Here is a 15346-nt window from a genome sequence, read left to right as displayed (position 1 = left end):
CCTTACTCAATGTTCTGCACTTGTTCGCGCATTTGTTCGATCAACACCTTGAGGTTGACCGCCGCTTGGGTGCTGCGCGGGTCGAAGGCTTTGGAGCCCAGTGTATTGGCCTCGCGGTTGAGCTCCTGCATCAGGAAGTCGAGGCGACGACCGGCCGCACCACCGGACTTGAGCACCCGGCGAACTTCGATGATGTGGGTGCTCAGTCGATCCAGTTCTTCAGCCACGTCGCTTTTTTGCGCGAGCATGACCATTTCCTGTTCCAGGCGCTGCGGGTCCAGCTCGGCCTTCATGTCGGCGAAGCGGTCGAGGACTTTCTGGCGCTGGGTGGCGAGCATCTGCGGGACCAGCTCGCGCAGGGTGACGACGTCTTCTTCAATGGAGGTCAGGCGCTCGTTGATCAGCCGGGCCAGCTCCGCGCCTTCGCGCTCGCGACCGGCCTTGAGTTCCTTCAGGCCTTGATTGAACAGCGCCAGCGCCTCGGCGTTCAGCGCCTGGGGATCGCTCGCGTCGCCTACCAGTACGCCGGGCCAGGCCAGGACCTCGAGTGGATTCAGGGCGGCGGGATTCTTGATCAGGCTGGCGACGGTTTCTGCGGCGGCAACCAGTTGCGCCGCGCGCTCGCGGTCGATCTGCAGCGTCTTGCCGCTGCTTTCTTCGGTAAAGCGCAGGGTGCATTCCAGCTTGCCCCGGGACAGGCCCTGGCGCAGCGCTTCGCGCACGCCGCCTTCGAGGTCGCGGAAGGACTCGGGCAAGCGCAGGTGCGGCTCCAGGTAGCGGCTATTGACCGAGCGCAGTTCCCAGCTCAGCGTGCCTTGGGCGCCGGCCTTCTCGACGCGGGCGAAGGCGGTCATGCTGTGCACCATGGAGGTTCCTCGCAATGCAGGCACCCACAACGGTGGTCGTGGCGCCTGGGACTTGTGGATAAATGCCGCAGGGCAGCAAAGGCGCAGGATTGTAGCGCAGTGGGACGCAGTGCCCAAACAGCTCCGGTTACAAAGCGCTGCAGCCCGTCGGCCGGGGCCTCCAGCGTGTTCACCCGTCGCGTCGGCTTTTTAGATATGCCCTATGGCTGTCCACGGCTCTATAATGCCCAGCAGTTTTCCGTCCTCTGTACAGGTGTTCCCTATGAAACGTCCAAGTGGTCGCGCTGCCGATCAGCTTCGCTCGATCCGCATTACCCGCAACTACACCAAACACGCCGAGGGATCTGTACTGGTCGAATTCGGTGATACCAAAGTCATCTGCACCGTCAGCGTCGAAAACGGCGTGCCTCGCTTCCTCAAGGGGCAGGGCCAAGGTTGGCTGACCGCCGAATACGGCATGCTGCCGCGCGCAACCGGCGAGCGGAACCAGCGTGAGGCCAGTCGTGGCAAGCAGGGCGGCCGGACCCTGGAAATCCAGCGCCTGATCGGTCGTTCGCTGCGCGCCGCGCTGGACATGTCCAAGCTGGGCGACGTCACGTTGTATGTCGACTGCGATGTGATCCAGGCTGACGGCGGCACTCGCACCGCGTCCATCACCGGTGCGATGGTTGCGCTGGTCGATGCCTTGAAAGTGATCAAGAAGCGCGGCGGCCTGAAGGGCGGCGACCCGCTCAAGCAAATGATCGCCGCCGTGTCGGTGGGCATGTACCAGGGCGAGCCGGTGCTGGACCTGGACTACCTGGAAGACTCCGCCGCCGAGACCGACCTGAACGTGGTGATGACCAGCGCCGGTGGCTTCATCGAAGTCCAGGGCACTGCCGAAGGCGCGCCGTTCCAGCCGGAAGAATTGAACGCTATGCTGGAGCTGGCGAAGAAAGGCATGAACGAAATCTTCGAACTGCAAAAGGCCGCATTGGCCGACTGATCGTTGTGCGCTTCAGACAAGGAGAATGTCATGAGTGATGAGCAAGTCCTGTTGCCCCAGCCGAGCAGAGAAGTGCGGCAATGGGCGATGTTTTGTCACCTGTCTGCGCTGGTGGGGATTTTCATTCCGTTCGGTTCGCTGATCGGCCCGCTGATCATCTGGCAGATCAAGCGTGAATCCGACCCGTTCATCGATGCCCAGGGCAAGGAAGCGCTGAACTTCCAAATCACTGTGGCGATCGCCGCGGCTATCAGCTTGCTGCTGATGATCGTGGTGATCGGTTTCTTCCTGTTTGGCCTGGTGGCAATCGGTGCGTTGGTGCTGACCATCATCGCTGGCGTGAAGGCCAATGAAGGGCAGCCGTATCGGTATCCGTTTACCTGGCGGTTGGTTAAATAACGATCAGTAAACGCCTGTCCCTGTGGGAGCGAGCTTGCTCGCGATAGCGATTTTTCATTCAGCATCGGTGTTGAATGATCCACCGCCATCGCGAGCAAGCTCGCCCCCACAATGGGTCTTCAACGCCCACAAAAAACCGACATTGCTGTCGGTTTTTTTGTAGCTGCGGATGACACTTAGATCGTCAACGTCCAGTCGTAGTCCACGATCAGCGGCGCATGCTGCGAGAATCGTGGCTGGCGCGGCAGGCGGGCGCTGCGTACGAAGCGGCGCAGCCCAGGCGTCAGCAACTGGTAGTCGAAACGCCAGCCGAGGTTGAGCATCTCGGCCTGCTCGTTGTCCGGCCACCAGCTGTACTGGTCGCCTTCGCGGCTGACTTCACGCAGGGCGTCGACATAACCCATGTTGCCAATGATCTCGTCCATCCAGGCCCGTTCCGGCGCCAGGAAACCAGGAGATTGCTGGCTGTCGCGCCAGTTCTTGATATCCAGCTTCTGTTGCGCCACGTACAGCGAGCCACAGTAGATGTACTCGCGACGTTTGCGCCGCTGTTTATCAAGGTAGCGGGCGAAGTCGTCCATCAACTTGAATTTCTGATTCAAATCTTCATCGCCGTTCTGCCCCGATGGGAGCAGTAAGGTCGCGATGCTGACCTTGTCGAAATCGGCTTGCAGGTAGCGCCCGTAGCGGTCCGCCGTCTCGAAACCGAGACCGTTGATGACAGCCTTCGGTTGCAGCCGCGAGTACAGAGCCACGCCACCCTGGGCGGGGACTTCGGCATCGCAGGCATAAAGGAAGTAACCATCCAGTTGGAAGGCTGCATCGTCCAGTTCAAAGGCGGAGGCGCGGGTGTCCTGCAGGCAGATGACGTCGGCATTCTGTGCTTGCAGCCAACTGAGCAAACCACGCTCGACTGCAGCCTGAATACCATTGACGTTCACACTGATGATCCGCATAAATGGCCCCAAAAATCACGTGCGTGTATGATACACGCCGTGTACCTATTTAGCTAAATCCGCGGTATTTGAGGCTTTTTTTCATGCAGGCGTATCAGCGCGATTTCATTCGCTTTGCCATCGATCGCGGCGTTTTGCGCTTCGGTGAGTTCACCCTCAAGTCCGGGCGCACCAGCCCGTACTTCTTCAATGCGGGCCTGTTCAACAGCGGAACCGCGCTGGCGCAGTTGGGCCGGTTCTATGCCGCGGCCATCGTCGAGAGCGGCATTCCGTTCGACGTCTTGTTCGGCCCCGCCTACAAAGGCATCCCCCTGGCCGCCACCACCGCCGTCGCCCTGGCCGAACACCATGGCCGCGACCTGCCTTGGTGCTTCAACCGCAAGGAAGCCAAGGCCCACGGCGAGGGCGGCAGCCTGGTCGGCGCGCCGCTGACCGGCGACGTGCTGATCATCGATGACGTCATCACCGCCGGCACCGCCATCCGCGAAGTGATGCAGATCATCGCCTCGCAAGAAGGCGCCAAGGCCGCCGGCGTGCTGATCGCCCTGAACCGCCAGGAGCGCGGCAACGGTGAGCTGTCGGCGATCCAGGAAGTGGAGCGCGACTTCGGCATCCCGGTGATCAGCATTGTCTCGCTGAACCAGGTGCTGGAGTTCTTGGCCGACGATCCGCAGCTCAAGCAGCATCTGCCTGCGGTTGAGGCTTATCGAGCGCAGTTCGGCGTCTAAGAAAACCGCTGATTTTGATCCTGTGGCGAGGGAGCTTGCTCCCGCTGGGTCGGTCCGACGCTTCGGGCGCAGCGGCCCCAATATTTTTACGGTCGCTGCGCACTGGAGCGCCAGCCCGGCCGAGCGGGAGCAAGCTCCCTCGCCACAAAAGCATCGTCTGAAAAAGTGGTGTAAAAAAAGACCCCGCTCAACCAGGTTGAGCGGGGTCTTTTTATCTGGGTATTGCTTACGGACGCTTGCGATTGCTGATCAGCGTGCCCACACCCGTATCGGTGAAGATCTCGAGCAGGATCGCATTCGGCACACGACCATCGATGATCAGCGAGCTGCCAACGCCGCCTTGTACCGCTTCCAGCGCGCAACGAATCTTCGGCAGCATGCCGCCGTAGATCGTGCCATCGGCGATCAAGTCATCGACTTGTTGGGTCGACAGTCCGGTCAGGACCTTGCCGGTCTTGTCCATCAGGCCGGCAATGTTGGTCAACAGCATCAGCTTCTCGGCCTTCAGTGCCTCGGCAACCTTACCGGCCACCAGGTCGGCGTTGATGTTGTACGACTCACCGTTGGCGCCCACGCCGATTGGCGCGATGACCGGGATGAAGTCGCCCTTGACCAGCAGGTTCAGCAGGTCGGTGTTGATGCCGACCACTTCGCCCACCTGGCCAATGTCGATGATTTCCGGCTGGGTCATCTCCGGGGTCTGGCGGGTAACGGTGAGCTTCTTCGCCCGAATCAGCTCAGCGTCCTTGCCGGTCAGGCCGATGGCGCTGCCGCCGTGGCGGTTGATCAGGTTGACGATGTCCTTGTTGACCTGGCCGCCGAGGACCATTTCCACCACGTCCATGGTCTGCGCATCGGTAACGCGCATGCCATCGATGAAGTGGCTCTCGATCGACAGGCGCTTGAGCAGGTCACCGATCTGCGGGCCACCACCGTGCACCACCACCGGGTTGATGCCCACGGCCTTCATCAGCACGATATCGCGGGCGAAGCCGGTCTTGAGCTCCTCGCTTTCCATCGCGTTGCCGCCGTATTTGATCACCAGGGTCTTGCCGACGTAGCGTCGGATATAAGGCAACGCTTCGGACAGGACCTTGGCGGTGTTGGCGGCGGCTTCGCGTTCGAGGGTCATTCAGGGCTCCGGTAGTGCTTCAAAAAATCAAAACGGTAGTTGGAGATCAGGTGCAACACGTTTGAGTTGGGCGTGGAACACGTCCTTGATGCGCTGCAGTTCGGCTTCGTTGTCGGCCTCGAAGCGCAGTACCAGCACCGGTGTGGTGTTGGACGCGCGAACCAGGCCCCAGCCGTGTGGATAGTCGACCCGAACGCCATCGATGGTGGTCAGTTCGGCGCCTTCGCCCCACTGGGCGTCGTGCAGTGCATCAATGATGCTGAATTTGCTCTCTTCGGTCACATGGATATTGATTTCTGGCGTAGAAATATCGTTCGGGAAGGTCGCGAACAGCTCTTCCGCGGTGGATTTCTCCTTGCTGAGGATCTCCAGCAGACGCGCGGCGCTGTAGATACCGTCATCAAAACCGAACCAGCGTTCCTTGAAGAAGATGTGGCCGCTCATTTCGCCGGCCAGCAGGGCACCGCTTTGTTTCATTTTCTTCTTGATCAAGGAATGACCGGTTTTCCACATGAGCGGACGACCGCCGTATTCCTTGATCAGGGGTACCAGGCGACGGGTGCATTTCACGTCGAAGATGATTTCGGCGTCGGGGTTGCGTGCCACCACGTCTTTGGCGAACAGCATCAACAGGCGGTCCGGGAACACGACGCTGCCGGTCTCGGTCACCACGCCCACGCGGTCGCCATCGCCGTCGAAGGCCAGGCCCAGGTCTGCCTTGGTTTCCTTGACCTTGGCGATCAGGTCCTGCAGGTTTTCCAGCTTGCCCGGGTCCGGGTGGTGGTTCGGGAAGTTGCCGTCAACGTCGCAGAACAGCGGGATCACTTCGCAGTTCAGGGCTTCGATCAGTTGCGGGGCGATCACGCCAGCCGCGCCGTTGCCGCAATCGACCACCACTTTCAGGCGGCGGGCGAGTTTCACGTCCTTGACGATCTCGTCGTTGTAGCGCGGCAGAATGTCGACCTTGGTCACGCTGCCTTGGCCGCTGCTCAAGTCATTGGTCTTGAGGCGGGTGTGCAGTGCCTGGATCTGCTCGTTGGCGAGGGTGTCGCCGGCGACGACGATCTTGAAGCCGTTGTAGTTCGACGGGTTGTGGCTGCCGGTGAGCATCACGCCGGATTTGCCGGCCAGCACGTTGGCGGCGTAGTACAGCGCCGGTGTTGGCACCAGGCCGACATCGCTGACGTGGCAGCCACTGTCGGCAATGCCCTTGATCAGTTGCTCGACCAGCTCCGGGCCGGACAAGCGACCATCGCGGCCGACGTTCACGTTCGGTTCGCCCTGGGCCAGGCTCTGGGAGCCGATGGCACGGCCAATCCAGTAGGCGGTTTCAGCCGTCAGGGTTTCCGGCACGACGCCACGGATGTCGTAGGCGCGGAAGATGCTGTCAGGAAAGATCGGGGCGATTGCGGCTGGGGTGTTCATGGGCGGGGCGCTCTATCAGGAAGGTGACTGGACAGGCCGACATTGGGTGTCGGCAGGCTCAAGCTGAAGGGTATGACGACGTTTTTGGCAGAGAGTTCGCGGTGGGAAAGTGCCATGAGACAGCGTTACCCCGGTCTGAACCGTCTAAAACGTTGATTCCGGATGGGAAACCTCGTCGCCAGCCGTCGCGCATTTTTCGTCCTGAAACAGAAGCTTAATAAAGCAGCCGGGCAGGGCACCCGGCTGGATATGTGGCTCAATGGCTCCCGGAATGCCCGAAACCACCTGCGCCACGCTGGCTTTCGTCGAATTCCTGGACCAGCTCGAAGTGGGCCTGGACCACCGGCACCAGCACCAGTTGGGCAATGCGCTCGCCCACGGCGATGTTGAAAGCGGTCTGGCCGCGGTTCCAGCACGACACCATCAATTCGCCCTGGTAATCGGAGTCGATCAGGCCCACCAGGTTGCCCAGCACGATGCCGTGCTTATGGCCCAGGCCCGAGCGTGGCAGGATCAGCGCGGCAAGGCCCGGGTCACCGATGTAGACCGACAGGCCGGTCGGAATCAGCAAGGTCTGGCCTGGTTCCAGCACCGTGTCCTGCTTGAGCATGGCCCGCAGGTCGAGGCCGGCGGAGCCAGGTGTGGCGTATTGCGGCAGCGGGAATTCGTTGCCAATGCGTGGGTCGAGGATCTTGGCTTGTAGAGCGTGCATTGAAATTAAACCTGGTTCAGCCGTTCGGCGATGAAAGTGATCAGTTGGCGGGCGATCTTGCCCTTGCTGGTCTGGGCGAAAAGCGTGGCGTGCAACTGGCGGTCGATCACGCTGCAGGCGTTTTCTTCGCTGTTGAAGCCGATGCTCGGGTTGGCGACGTCATTGGCGACGATCAGGTCCAGATTCTTGTCCTTGAGCTTACGCGCGGCGTAATCGAGCAGGTGTTCGGTTTCGGCGGCGAAGCCCACGCTGAATGGACGGTCGGGGCGGGTGGCGATGGTGGCCAGGATGTCAGGGTTGCGCACCATTTGCAGGAGCAGGCCGTCGCCGCTCGTAGGGTCTTTCTTCAATTTTTGCGGGGCGACGACTTCAGGGCGGTAGTCCGCCACTGCCGCCGAGGCGATGAACAGGTCGCACGGAATGGCGGCTTCGCAGGCTGCAAGCATGTCTCGGGCGCTGACCACGTCGATACGGGTCACGCGGTCCGGCGTTGGCAGGTGCACGGGGCCGGTGATCAGCGTCACCCGGGCGCCGGCCTCCACGGCGGCTTCGGCCAGGGCGAAGCCCATCTTTCCGGAGCTGTGGTTGGTGATATAGCGCACCGGGTCGATGTTTTCCTGGGTCGGCCCGGCGGTGATCAGCACGTGCTTGCCCGTCAGGGCCTCGCGTTTGAAGCAGTCGGCGGCGCACTGGGCCAGGTCGGTGGCCTCGAGCATGCGGCCCATGCCGACATCGCCGCAGGCCTGGCTGCCGGAAGCCGGGCCGAAGACTTTCAGGTCGCGGCTTTCAAGCAGTTGCAGGTTGGCCTGGGTGGCTGGGTCGCGCCACATCGCCTGGTTCATGGCCGGTGCCACGGCGACCACTGCGTCGGTGGCGAGCACCAGGGTGGTCAACAGGTCATTGGCAATGCCTTGGGCGAGGCGAGCGATCAGATCGGCCGTCGCCGGGGCGATCAGCACCAGGTCGGCCCACTTGGCCAGTTCGATATGACCCATGGCGGCTTCGGCCGCCGGGTCGAGCAGATCCAGGTGGACCGGGTGGCCGGACAGGGCCTGCATGGTCAGCGGCGTGATGAACTCGCTGCCGCCACGGGTCATGACGACCCGCACTTCCGCGCCCTGGTCGATAAGCCTGCGAACCAGCTCGGCGCTCTTGTAGGCAGCAATGCCGCCGCCGACGCCCAGAACGATGCGTTTCCGATACAGCCGCTGCATAGGCCTGCCTTTCGATTTCAGTGGTCAGTGCAGGGCGAAACCCTCGGCATGAGCCTGCCTGGGTGCAAATCGCCTGCAAAAAAGATGGGCTAAGATATCACAGCGTCCGCTACGGAACAGCGGCGCCCACTATCAGGGAGATGCCATGAGTATTCGGGATTGGCCCGTGGCCGAGCGGCCGCGGGAAAGGTTATTGGCGTCGGGAGCGGGGAGCCTTTCGGACGCCGAGTTGCTGGCGATATTTTTACGCACGGGTGTGGCGGGCAGAAGCGCGGTGGACCTGGCGCGACAACTCTTGATCCAATTTGGCAGCCTGCGCGCGCTGCTTGAAGCGGATCAGATCACCTTCAGTAACCATATGGGGCTCGGGCCGGCGAAGTTTGCCCAGCTTCAGGCCGCTCAGGAAATGAGTCGTCGGCATCTGGCTGAACGGGCACGGGAGAAGACCACGCTGGAAAGCCCGTTCGCGGTCCGTGACTATCTGAAATCAATGCTGCGCCACGAGCCCCACGAGGTGTTTGGTTGCCTGTTTCTCAATTCCAAGCACCAGGTGCTGACCTTCGAGGCGCTGTTTCGCGGCTCGATCGATAGCGCCAGTGTCCATCCCCGGCAAGTGGTCAAGAGGGCATTGGCCCACAACGCCGCTGCCGTGATCCTGTGCCACAACCACCCCTCCGGCAACACCGAGCCCAGCCAAGCCGATCGAGCGCTCACCGAGCGGCTTCAGGAAGCGCTTGAGCTGATCGATGTGCGGGTATTGGACCATTTCATCGTTGGCGATGGGGAGCCATTGTCCATGGCGGAGTATGGGTGGATGTGAGCCCGATCTGACGATACGAAACCCTTGTGGGAGCGAGCTTGCTCGCGATAGCGGTCGGTCAGCCAACATCAATGTCGTCTGATACGCCGCCATCGCGAGCAAGCTCGCTCCCACAGGGTTTGCTGTGGGCTGGGGTTACTTGAGACTGACCTTGGAATAATCCTGGCGCCCAAACGGGCTCACCGCATACCCCTGCACATCCTTGCGGGTCAGTGCGAAGGCGGTGGGGTGCGCCAAGGGCAGCCAAAGGGCCTGCTGCTGGATCTGCGCCTGGGCCTGTTCGTAGAGCTTGGTGCGTACACCTTGCTCGCCAGTGGTCTTGCCGGCGCTGATCAGCTTGTCCAGGTCCGGGTTGCAATAACGGGCGAAGTTGGTCCCGGACTTCACCGCGGCGCAGGAAAATTGCGGGGTGAGGAAGTTGTCCGGATCGCCGTTATCCCCGGCCCAGCCCATGAACAACAGGTCATGTTCGCCGGCCTTGGCGCGGCGGATCAGCTCGCCCCATTCGATCACGCGGATTTCCGCCTGGATGCCGATCTCTGCCAGGTCCGATTGCAGCAACTGTGCCCCCAGGCTCGGGTTGGGGTTGAGCAGGCTGCCGGAGGGGCGAGTCCAGATAGTGGTCTTGAAGCCTTCCTTCAAACCGGCCTTGGCCAACAACTCCCGAGCCTTGGCCGGATCATGGGCATAGCCGGGCAGGTTTTTCGCGTAGCTCCAGGTGTTCGGTGGGTAAGGGCCGTTGGCCGCTTCGGCGGTGCCCTCGAAAACGGTCTTGAGGTAGCTGGGCTTGTCAAAGGCGAGATTGATCGCCTGGCGGACTTCAGGCTTGTCCAATGGCGGATGCTGGCTGTTGATCGCCAGGAAGGCGGTCATGAAGGCGTCAGTCTGTTCCACTTTCAACGTGGGCTCTTGCTTGGCGGCCTGTACGTCCAGTGGCTTGGGCGACAGTGCGATCTGGCATTCATTGCGCCGCAATTTCTGCAATCGGACGTTGGCGTCCGGGGTGATGGCGAAAATAAGGGGGTCTACCTGAGGCTTGCCGCCAAAATATTCGTTGTTGGCCTTGTAGCGAATCGAGGCGTCTTTCTGAAAGCGGTTGAAAATGAACGGGCCAGTGCCGATGGGTTGGCTGTTGAGCTGTTCCGGCTTGCCGGCGTTCATCAACTGGTCGGCATATTCGGCTGAATAGATCGACGCGAAACCCATGCTCAGCGTGGCCAGGAAGGTTGAGTCGGCGTGGTCCAGCGTGAATCGCACCGTCAGCGGGTCGAGTGCGTCGATTTTGGTGATCAGCGCAGGCAGTTGCATGGACTGCGCGTGGGGGAAGCCGCTTTGCGCAACTTTATGCCAAGGGTTGGCCGGATCGAGCATCCGATCGAAGCTGAACTTGACGTCTTCGGCCGTCAGGTCGCGGCGCGGTGTGAAATAGTCGGTGTGATGGAACTTGACCTGTGGCCGCAGCTTGAAGACATAGGTCAGGCCGTCGGGCGAGACGTCCCAACTGCTGGCCAGGCTCGGCACCACTTTGCCGCTGGCCGTGTCGAAATCCACCAGGCGGTTCATCAGCACGTCGGCGGAAGCATTGGTGGTGGTCAGCGAGTTGTATTGAACGACATCGAACCCCTCCGGGCTGGCCTCGGTACACACGCTCAGGGCGGCGGCCTGGGCCAGCGGGCTGATCAGCAGAGGGGCGAGCAACAAGGGTAGGGCAGCGAGGCGCATGATTGATTTCCTGTGCAGGTCGGAGGCCCATCTGCGAGTGCAGTCTGGAAAAGGCCTACCCTAGTGGGCTCGCCGGTAAATGACTATCCCCTTTTTGCATTTTCCGGCACTCTGCGGCGCTGTACTCAGGTTCCCATCGGGTGCCAGTGAAAAATTACCTGCGTGCAGCGACGAGCGGTAAAGGGCTGCGCCAGCCTCTGCCCCCGCCGTCCGGGGCGCTTGCTCGAAGATTCCCCAGGAAGACAAATCACAACGGCTGTTGTTGTGCCTGGGTCTTTCTGGTATAAAGCAGCGCTCTTTTCTAGGGGCCCGGTTCCTTCACTGTAGGTGTAGCCGGTAAGACCCTTAAAGAAACGCGGCGCCTGGCGCCAAATGACTGAGAGATTAAGCGGCCAACCCATGCCGGGTTGGGCATGTGGTTTTAGAGGGCTGAGGCATGTCTAGAGTCTGTCAAGTTACCGGTAAGGGTCCGGTGACTGGGAATAACATTTCCCACGCAAACAACAAAACCCGTCGTCGTTTCCTGCCGAACCTGCAGCATCACCGCTTCTGGGTTGAAGAAGAGAAACGTTTCGTACGTCTGCGCGTATCTGCCAAGGGCATGCGCATCATCGACAAGCGTGGCATCAGTGTCGTGCTGGCCGAACTTCGTCGCGATGGCAAGGTTTAAGGGAGCTAATCATGCGTGAATTGATTCGTTTGATCTCGAGCGCCGGTACTGGTCACTTCTACACTACCGACAAGAACAAGCGTACTACCCCGGACAAAATCGAGATCAAGAAATATGATCCGGTTGTTCGCAAGCACGTGATCTACAAGGAAGGCAAAATCAAGTAATTGATTTTTCCCTCTTTACGAAAAAGGCCCGTATCGCGAGATACGGGCCTTTTTTGTTGTCCGATAAGACCGGCCCAGGCAACACAGAGTCCTCAAGCCTTCTGTTCGAACACCACATAAATCTTGCGGCACGGTTCCAGCACTTCCCAGGTGCCCTTGAACCCGGCCGGGATCACAAAACGGTCGCCCGCCCGAAGCGTCTTGGCGTTGCCATCGTTGTCCCGCAGTACGGAGACACCTTGGACGATCTCGCAGTACTCATGCTCGGTATAGTTGACCGTCCACTGGCCGACGGCGCCTTCCCAGACCCCGGCATTCATTTGCCCGCAGGGGCTGCTGTAGTGGTTGAACACCGCTTGTTCGGGATCGCCCTTGAGTACCTTGGCCGGGTCCGGGCGATAACGATCGGCGGGGGTATTGGCCTGGCCGAAATCGACGATGTCCTGAATGCTCATGCGCATGATCTCCGGTGATGGCTTGGAAGGCCTCGAGTCTATGTTTATTAAAATGAACATCGCAAGGCCGTTTGCCTGGGTTGTGTCAAATATATTGAAACATTACCAGCGGCTGGTTTAGGGTGGCGGGTGCCCCGTGCCGAAAACAACGCCGTAAACAGGCTGGCGCGGCAGGAATTCTTGAACGCTGCGCGGGACGCGGCGTTCCTACCAATAAGAGGAGGACACTCGCATGACCACCCTGACTCGTGCCGACTGGGAACAGCGCGCCCGCGACCTGAAGATAGAAGGCCGCGCCTTCATCAACGGTGAATACACCGATGCGGTGTCCGGCGAAACCTTTGATTGTTTGAGCCCGGTCGATGGCCGCCTGCTGGGCAAGATAGCCAGTTGCGACGTGGCTGATGCCCAGCGCGCCGTCGAAAACGCTCGTGCGACTTTCAGTTCCGGCGTCTGGTCGCGCCTGGCACCGAGCAAGCGCAAGGCCACCATGATTCGTTTCGCCGGCCTGCTCAAGCAGAACGCCGAAGAGCTGGCCCTGCTGGAAACCCTGGACATGGGCAAGCCAATCAGCGACTCCCTGAACATCGACGTTCCTGGCGCGGCCCAGGCGCTGAGCTGGAGCGGCGAAGCCATCGACAAGATCTACGACGAAGTGGCCGCTACGCCCCACGATCAGTTGGGCCTGGTGACCCGCGAACCGGTCGGTGTCGTTGGCGCGATCGTGCCGTGGAATTTCCCGTTGATGATGGCTTGCTGGAAGCTCGGCCCGGCGCTGTCCACCGGCAACTCGGTGGTGCTCAAGCCCTCCGAGAAATCCCCGCTGACTGCGATTCGCATCGCTGCCCTGGCCATCGAGGCCGGTATCCCGAAAGGCGTGCTGAACGTCCTCCCGGGGTACGGTCACACCGTTGGCAAGGCCCTGGCCTTGCACATGGATGTCGATACGCTGGTGTTCACCGGCTCCACCAAGATCGCCAAGCAATTGATGATCTATTCCGGCGAATCCAACATGAAGCGCGTCTGGCTGGAGGCCGGCGGCAAGAGCCCGAACATCGTCTTCGCCGATGCGCCGGATCTGCAAGCCGCCGCCGAATCCGCCGCCAGCGCCATTGCCTTCAACCAGGGCGAAGTCTGCACCGCCGGTTCGCGGCTGTTGGTGGAGCGCTCCATCAAGGATACGTTCCTGCCGCTGGTGGTCGAGGCGCTCAAGGGCTGGAAACCCGGCAATCCGCTGGACCCGGCCACCAATGTCGGAGCCCTGGTCGATACCCAGCAGATGAATACCGTGCTGTCCTACATCGAGGCCGGTCACAGCGATGGCGCCAAGCTGGTGGCGGGCGGTAAGCGGATCCTCGAGGAAACCGGCGGTACCTATGTCGAGCCGACGATTTTCGACGGCGTGAGCAACGCGATGAAAATCGCCCAGGAAGAGATTTTCGGCCCAGTGTTGTCGGTCATTGCCTTCGACACCGCCGAAGAAGCCATCCAAATCGCCAACGACACGCCTTATGGCCTGGCGGCGGCGGTATGGACCAAGGACATCTCCAAGGCTCACCTGACCGCCAAGGCACTGCGCGCCGGCAGCGTGTGGGTCAATCAATATGACGGTGGCGACATGACCGCGCCGTTCGGTGGCTTCAAGCAGTCGGGTAACGGTCGCGACAAGTCGCTGCATGCGTTCGACAAGTACACCGAGCTGAAGGCGACCTGGATCAAGCTCTGACCGGGGCTTCATGCAGCGCTGATCCTTTGTGGGAGCGGGCTTGCTCGCGAAGGCGGTTTAACATTCAACGGTTATGTTGACTGGTACTCCCCCTTCGCGAGCAAGCCCGCTCCCACATTGCTGTGTGCAAGGCTTGAAATCTGAATCCACAGGAGCGTGGAAATGCGTTGGGCGACTTATTTCGCCGTGTTGGCTTCTGTCCTGAGTGTCGGCCTAGCCCTGGGCGTAACCATGCCCCTGGTGTCGCTGCGCCTGGAAGGCTGGGGTTATGGCTCGTTCGCCATCGGTGTGATGGCGGCCATGCCGGCGGTTGGCGTGCTGGTAGGGGCCAAGGTGTCGAGCCGGCTGGCGGCGCGCTTCGGTACGGCGGCGCTGATGCGCTTGTGCCTGTGGGCCGGAGCGCTGTCCATCGGGTTGTTGGCCCTGATGCCAAGCTATCCGGTCTGGTTGGTGCTGCGGCTGGTGATTGGTGTGGTCCTGACCCTTGTATTCATTCTGGGCGAGAGTTGGATCAATCAGTTGGTCATCGAGCGATGGCGCGGGCGGTTGGTTGCGCTGTATGGCAGCAGTTATGCCTTGAGCCAGTTGTCCGGTCCGTTGCTGCTGGGGGCGCTGGGCACCGATCACGACTACGGCTTCTGGGTGGGCGTCGGCCTATTGCTGGGCGCGCCCTTGTTGTTGCTCGGTCGCAGTGGCGCGCCCAGCAGCGAAGCCAACAGTGTCACGCTCAAGGATTTGTGGGGCTTTTGTCGAGGCCTGCCGGCGATCGGCTAGGCCGTGTCCTTGTTTGCCGCCTTCGAAGCGATGATCCTGACGTTGCTGCCGGTCTATTGCTTGCGCCAGGGTTTCAGTGCGGATGTTGCGTTGGCGATGGTCAGCACCGTGGTGGTCGGCGATGCCTTGCTGCAGCTGCCCATTGGCGCCTTGGCTGATCGCCTGTCACGCCGTTCGCTGTTTACCGGGTGCGCGGTCGCCTTGATGTTCTCGAGCCTGGCGGTGCCGCTGTTGATCGACACGCTTCTCATCTGGCCGTTGTGGGTGCTGTTTGGTGCCAGCGCGGGCGGGCTGTTCACGTTGTCGTTGATTCTGATCGGCGAGCGTTATCGTGACGATGCGTTGGTACGGGCCAATGCCCATATCGCCCAACTGTGGGGGATTGGATGCCTGGTTGGTCCGCTGATCGCAGGCGCGGGAAGCCAGTGGGTCAGCGGGCATGCGTTGCCATTGTTCATGGCGGCAGGGGCGTTCGGATTGGTGATTCTATTGCTGCGCCAAGGCGCGTTCGGGGCGACGCAGACTGCCTGAAAGATAGAAGCGACCTGTGGCGAGGGAGCTTGCTCCCGTTCGGTTGCGCCAACCGCAAAAGCCG

General features: G+C 61.0%; 14 protein-coding genes and 2 pseudogenes. 8 read left to right on the top strand and 8 right to left on the bottom strand.

The window, feature by feature from the left end:
• Positions 1 to 2: 2 nt before the first annotated feature.
• Positions 3 to 866, bottom strand: a complete 864-nt coding sequence (locus KSS97_RS00165) for a YicC/YloC family endoribonuclease (protein WP_198796210.1) — start codon at positions 864 to 866, stop codon at positions 3 to 5.
• A gap of 262 nt (positions 867 to 1128) precedes the next feature.
• Here KSS97_RS00165 and rph point away from each other — a divergent pair, with 262 nt between their 5' ends.
• Together rph and KSS97_RS00155 are read left to right on the top strand one after the other, a co-directional pair.
• Complete coding sequence (rph, locus tag KSS97_RS00160) at positions 1129 to 1851, top strand: ribonuclease PH (RefSeq protein ID WP_003177262.1); 723 nt, start codon at positions 1129 to 1131, stop codon at positions 1849 to 1851.
• A 30-nt stretch (positions 1852 to 1881) separates the two neighbouring features.
• A complete protein-coding gene (locus KSS97_RS00155; RefSeq protein WP_198796211.1) occupies positions 1882 to 2250 on the top strand; it encodes a DUF4870 domain-containing protein in 369 nt (122 codons plus the stop codon).
• A gap of 176 nt (positions 2251 to 2426) precedes the next feature.
• On the opposite strand, the gene crc is transcribed toward KSS97_RS00155, so the two are convergent.
• On the bottom strand, positions 2427 to 3206 hold the full coding sequence (gene crc / locus KSS97_RS00150; protein ID WP_013694557.1) for a catabolite repression control protein Crc: 780 nt from the start codon (positions 3204 to 3206) through the stop codon (positions 2427 to 2429).
• An 83-nt stretch (positions 3207 to 3289) separates the two neighbouring features.
• Between crc and pyrE the strand changes: the two genes are divergently transcribed.
• The gene (gene pyrE / locus KSS97_RS00145) at positions 3290 to 3934 is read left to right on the top strand and encodes an orotate phosphoribosyltransferase (RefSeq protein WP_060740059.1); all 645 of its coding nucleotides are present in this window, start codon (positions 3290 to 3292) and stop codon (positions 3932 to 3934) included.
• A gap of 226 nt (positions 3935 to 4160) precedes the next feature.
• Here pyrE and argB read toward each other — a convergent pair whose 3' ends face one another.
• The 4 genes and pseudogenes from argB to coaBC all read right to left on the bottom strand — a co-directional run bounded on the left by argB (position 4161) and on the right by coaBC (position 8417).
• Positions 4161 to 5066: an acetylglutamate kinase gene (gene argB / locus KSS97_RS00140; RefSeq protein ID WP_030138216.1), complete on the bottom strand. Its 906-nt coding sequence runs from the start codon at positions 5064 to 5066 to the stop codon at positions 4161 to 4163.
• 27 nt (positions 5067 to 5093) lie between these two features.
• Positions 5094 to 6497 (bottom strand): annotated as a pseudogene (locus KSS97_RS00135) (phosphomannomutase/phosphoglucomutase); the annotation flags it as partial.
• 250 nt (positions 6498 to 6747) lie between these two features.
• Positions 6748 to 7203, bottom strand: coding sequence for a dUTP diphosphatase (gene dut / locus KSS97_RS00130; protein ID WP_030138214.1), 456 nt, complete (start codon positions 7201 to 7203; stop codon positions 6748 to 6750).
• A gap of 5 nt (positions 7204 to 7208) precedes the next feature.
• Complete coding sequence (gene coaBC / locus KSS97_RS00125) at positions 7209 to 8417, bottom strand: bifunctional phosphopantothenoylcysteine decarboxylase/phosphopantothenate--cysteine ligase CoaBC (RefSeq protein WP_217860629.1); 1209 nt, start codon at positions 8415 to 8417, stop codon at positions 7209 to 7211.
• Between the two features lie 145 nt (positions 8418 to 8562).
• Here coaBC and radC point away from each other — a divergent pair, with 145 nt between their 5' ends.
• Entirely contained in the window at positions 8563 to 9237 is a 675-nt protein-coding gene (radC, locus tag KSS97_RS00120) for a RadC family protein (RefSeq protein ID WP_198796213.1), read from the top strand.
• A 135-nt stretch (positions 9238 to 9372) separates the two neighbouring features.
• On the opposite strand, the gene KSS97_RS00115 is transcribed toward radC, so the two are convergent.
• Positions 9373 to 10959, bottom strand: a complete 1587-nt coding sequence (locus KSS97_RS00115) for an ABC transporter substrate-binding protein (RefSeq protein ID WP_198796214.1) — start codon at positions 10957 to 10959, stop codon at positions 9373 to 9375.
• Between the two features lie 436 nt (positions 10960 to 11395).
• Between KSS97_RS00115 and rpmB the strand changes: the two genes are divergently transcribed.
• A complete protein-coding gene (gene rpmB, locus KSS97_RS00110; RefSeq protein WP_003177273.1) occupies positions 11396 to 11629 on the top strand; it encodes a 50S ribosomal protein L28 in 234 nt (77 codons plus the stop codon).
• 11 nt (positions 11630 to 11640) lie between these two features.
• Positions 11641 to 11796, top strand: coding sequence for a 50S ribosomal protein L33 (gene rpmG / locus KSS97_RS00105; protein ID WP_003177274.1), 156 nt, complete (start codon positions 11641 to 11643; stop codon positions 11794 to 11796).
• 92 nt (positions 11797 to 11888) lie between these two features.
• Here rpmG and KSS97_RS00100 read toward each other — a convergent pair whose 3' ends face one another.
• Positions 11889 to 12251 (bottom strand): cupin domain-containing protein, encoded by a 363-nt coding sequence (locus tag KSS97_RS00100; protein WP_217860628.1) that lies wholly within the window; start codon positions 12249 to 12251, stop codon positions 11889 to 11891.
• 232 nt (positions 12252 to 12483) lie between these two features.
• Between KSS97_RS00100 and KSS97_RS00095 the strand changes: the two genes are divergently transcribed.
• Entirely contained in the window at positions 12484 to 13977 is a 1494-nt protein-coding gene (locus tag KSS97_RS00095; RefSeq protein WP_217860627.1) for an aldehyde dehydrogenase, read from the top strand.
• Between the two features lie 162 nt (positions 13978 to 14139).
• Positions 14140 to 15282, top strand: a pseudogene (locus KSS97_RS00090) (MFS transporter).
• The last annotated feature ends 64 nt before the right edge of the window (positions 15283 to 15346 follow it).

This window comes from Pseudomonas alvandae (assembly GCF_019141525.1).
Lineage (GTDB): Bacteria > Pseudomonadota > Gammaproteobacteria > Pseudomonadales > Pseudomonadaceae > Aquipseudomonas > Aquipseudomonas alvandae.
Note: the sequence above shows the minus strand (reverse complement) of the source record. Positions and strands in the feature narration are given on the sequence as shown.

Coding starts and splice junctions, on each gene's coding strand:
- KSS97_RS00165 (WP_198796210.1), bottom strand. CDS start 866: ATGGTGCACAGCATGACCGCCTTCGCCCGCGTCGAGAAGGCCGGCGCC.
- rph (WP_003177262.1), top strand. CDS start 1,129: ATGAAACGTCCAAGTGGTCGCGCTGCCGATCAGCTTCGCTCGATCCGC.
- KSS97_RS00155 (WP_198796211.1), top strand. CDS start 1,882: ATGAGTGATGAGCAAGTCCTGTTGCCCCAGCCGAGCAGAGAAGTGCGG.
- crc (WP_013694557.1), bottom strand. CDS start 3,206: ATGCGGATCATCAGTGTGAACGTCAATGGTATTCAGGCTGCAGTCGAG.
- pyrE (WP_060740059.1), top strand. CDS start 3,290: ATGCAGGCGTATCAGCGCGATTTCATTCGCTTTGCCATCGATCGCGGC.
- argB (WP_030138216.1), bottom strand. CDS start 5,066: ATGACCCTCGAACGCGAAGCCGCCGCCAACACCGCCAAGGTCCTGTCC.
- dut (WP_030138214.1), bottom strand. CDS start 7,203: ATGCACGCTCTACAAGCCAAGATCCTCGACCCACGCATTGGCAACGAA.
- coaBC (WP_217860629.1), bottom strand. CDS start 8,417: ATGCAGCGGCTGTATCGGAAACGCATCGTTCTGGGCGTCGGCGGCGGC.
- radC (WP_198796213.1), top strand. CDS start 8,563: ATGAGTATTCGGGATTGGCCCGTGGCCGAGCGGCCGCGGGAAAGGTTA.
- KSS97_RS00115 (WP_198796214.1), bottom strand. CDS start 10,959: ATGCGCCTCGCTGCCCTACCCTTGTTGCTCGCCCCTCTGCTGATCAGC.
- rpmB (WP_003177273.1), top strand. CDS start 11,396: ATGTCTAGAGTCTGTCAAGTTACCGGTAAGGGTCCGGTGACTGGGAAT.
- rpmG (WP_003177274.1), top strand. CDS start 11,641: ATGCGTGAATTGATTCGTTTGATCTCGAGCGCCGGTACTGGTCACTTC.
- KSS97_RS00100 (WP_217860628.1), bottom strand. CDS start 12,251: ATGAGCATTCAGGACATCGTCGATTTCGGCCAGGCCAATACCCCCGCC.
- KSS97_RS00095 (WP_217860627.1), top strand. CDS start 12,484: ATGACCACCCTGACTCGTGCCGACTGGGAACAGCGCGCCCGCGACCTG.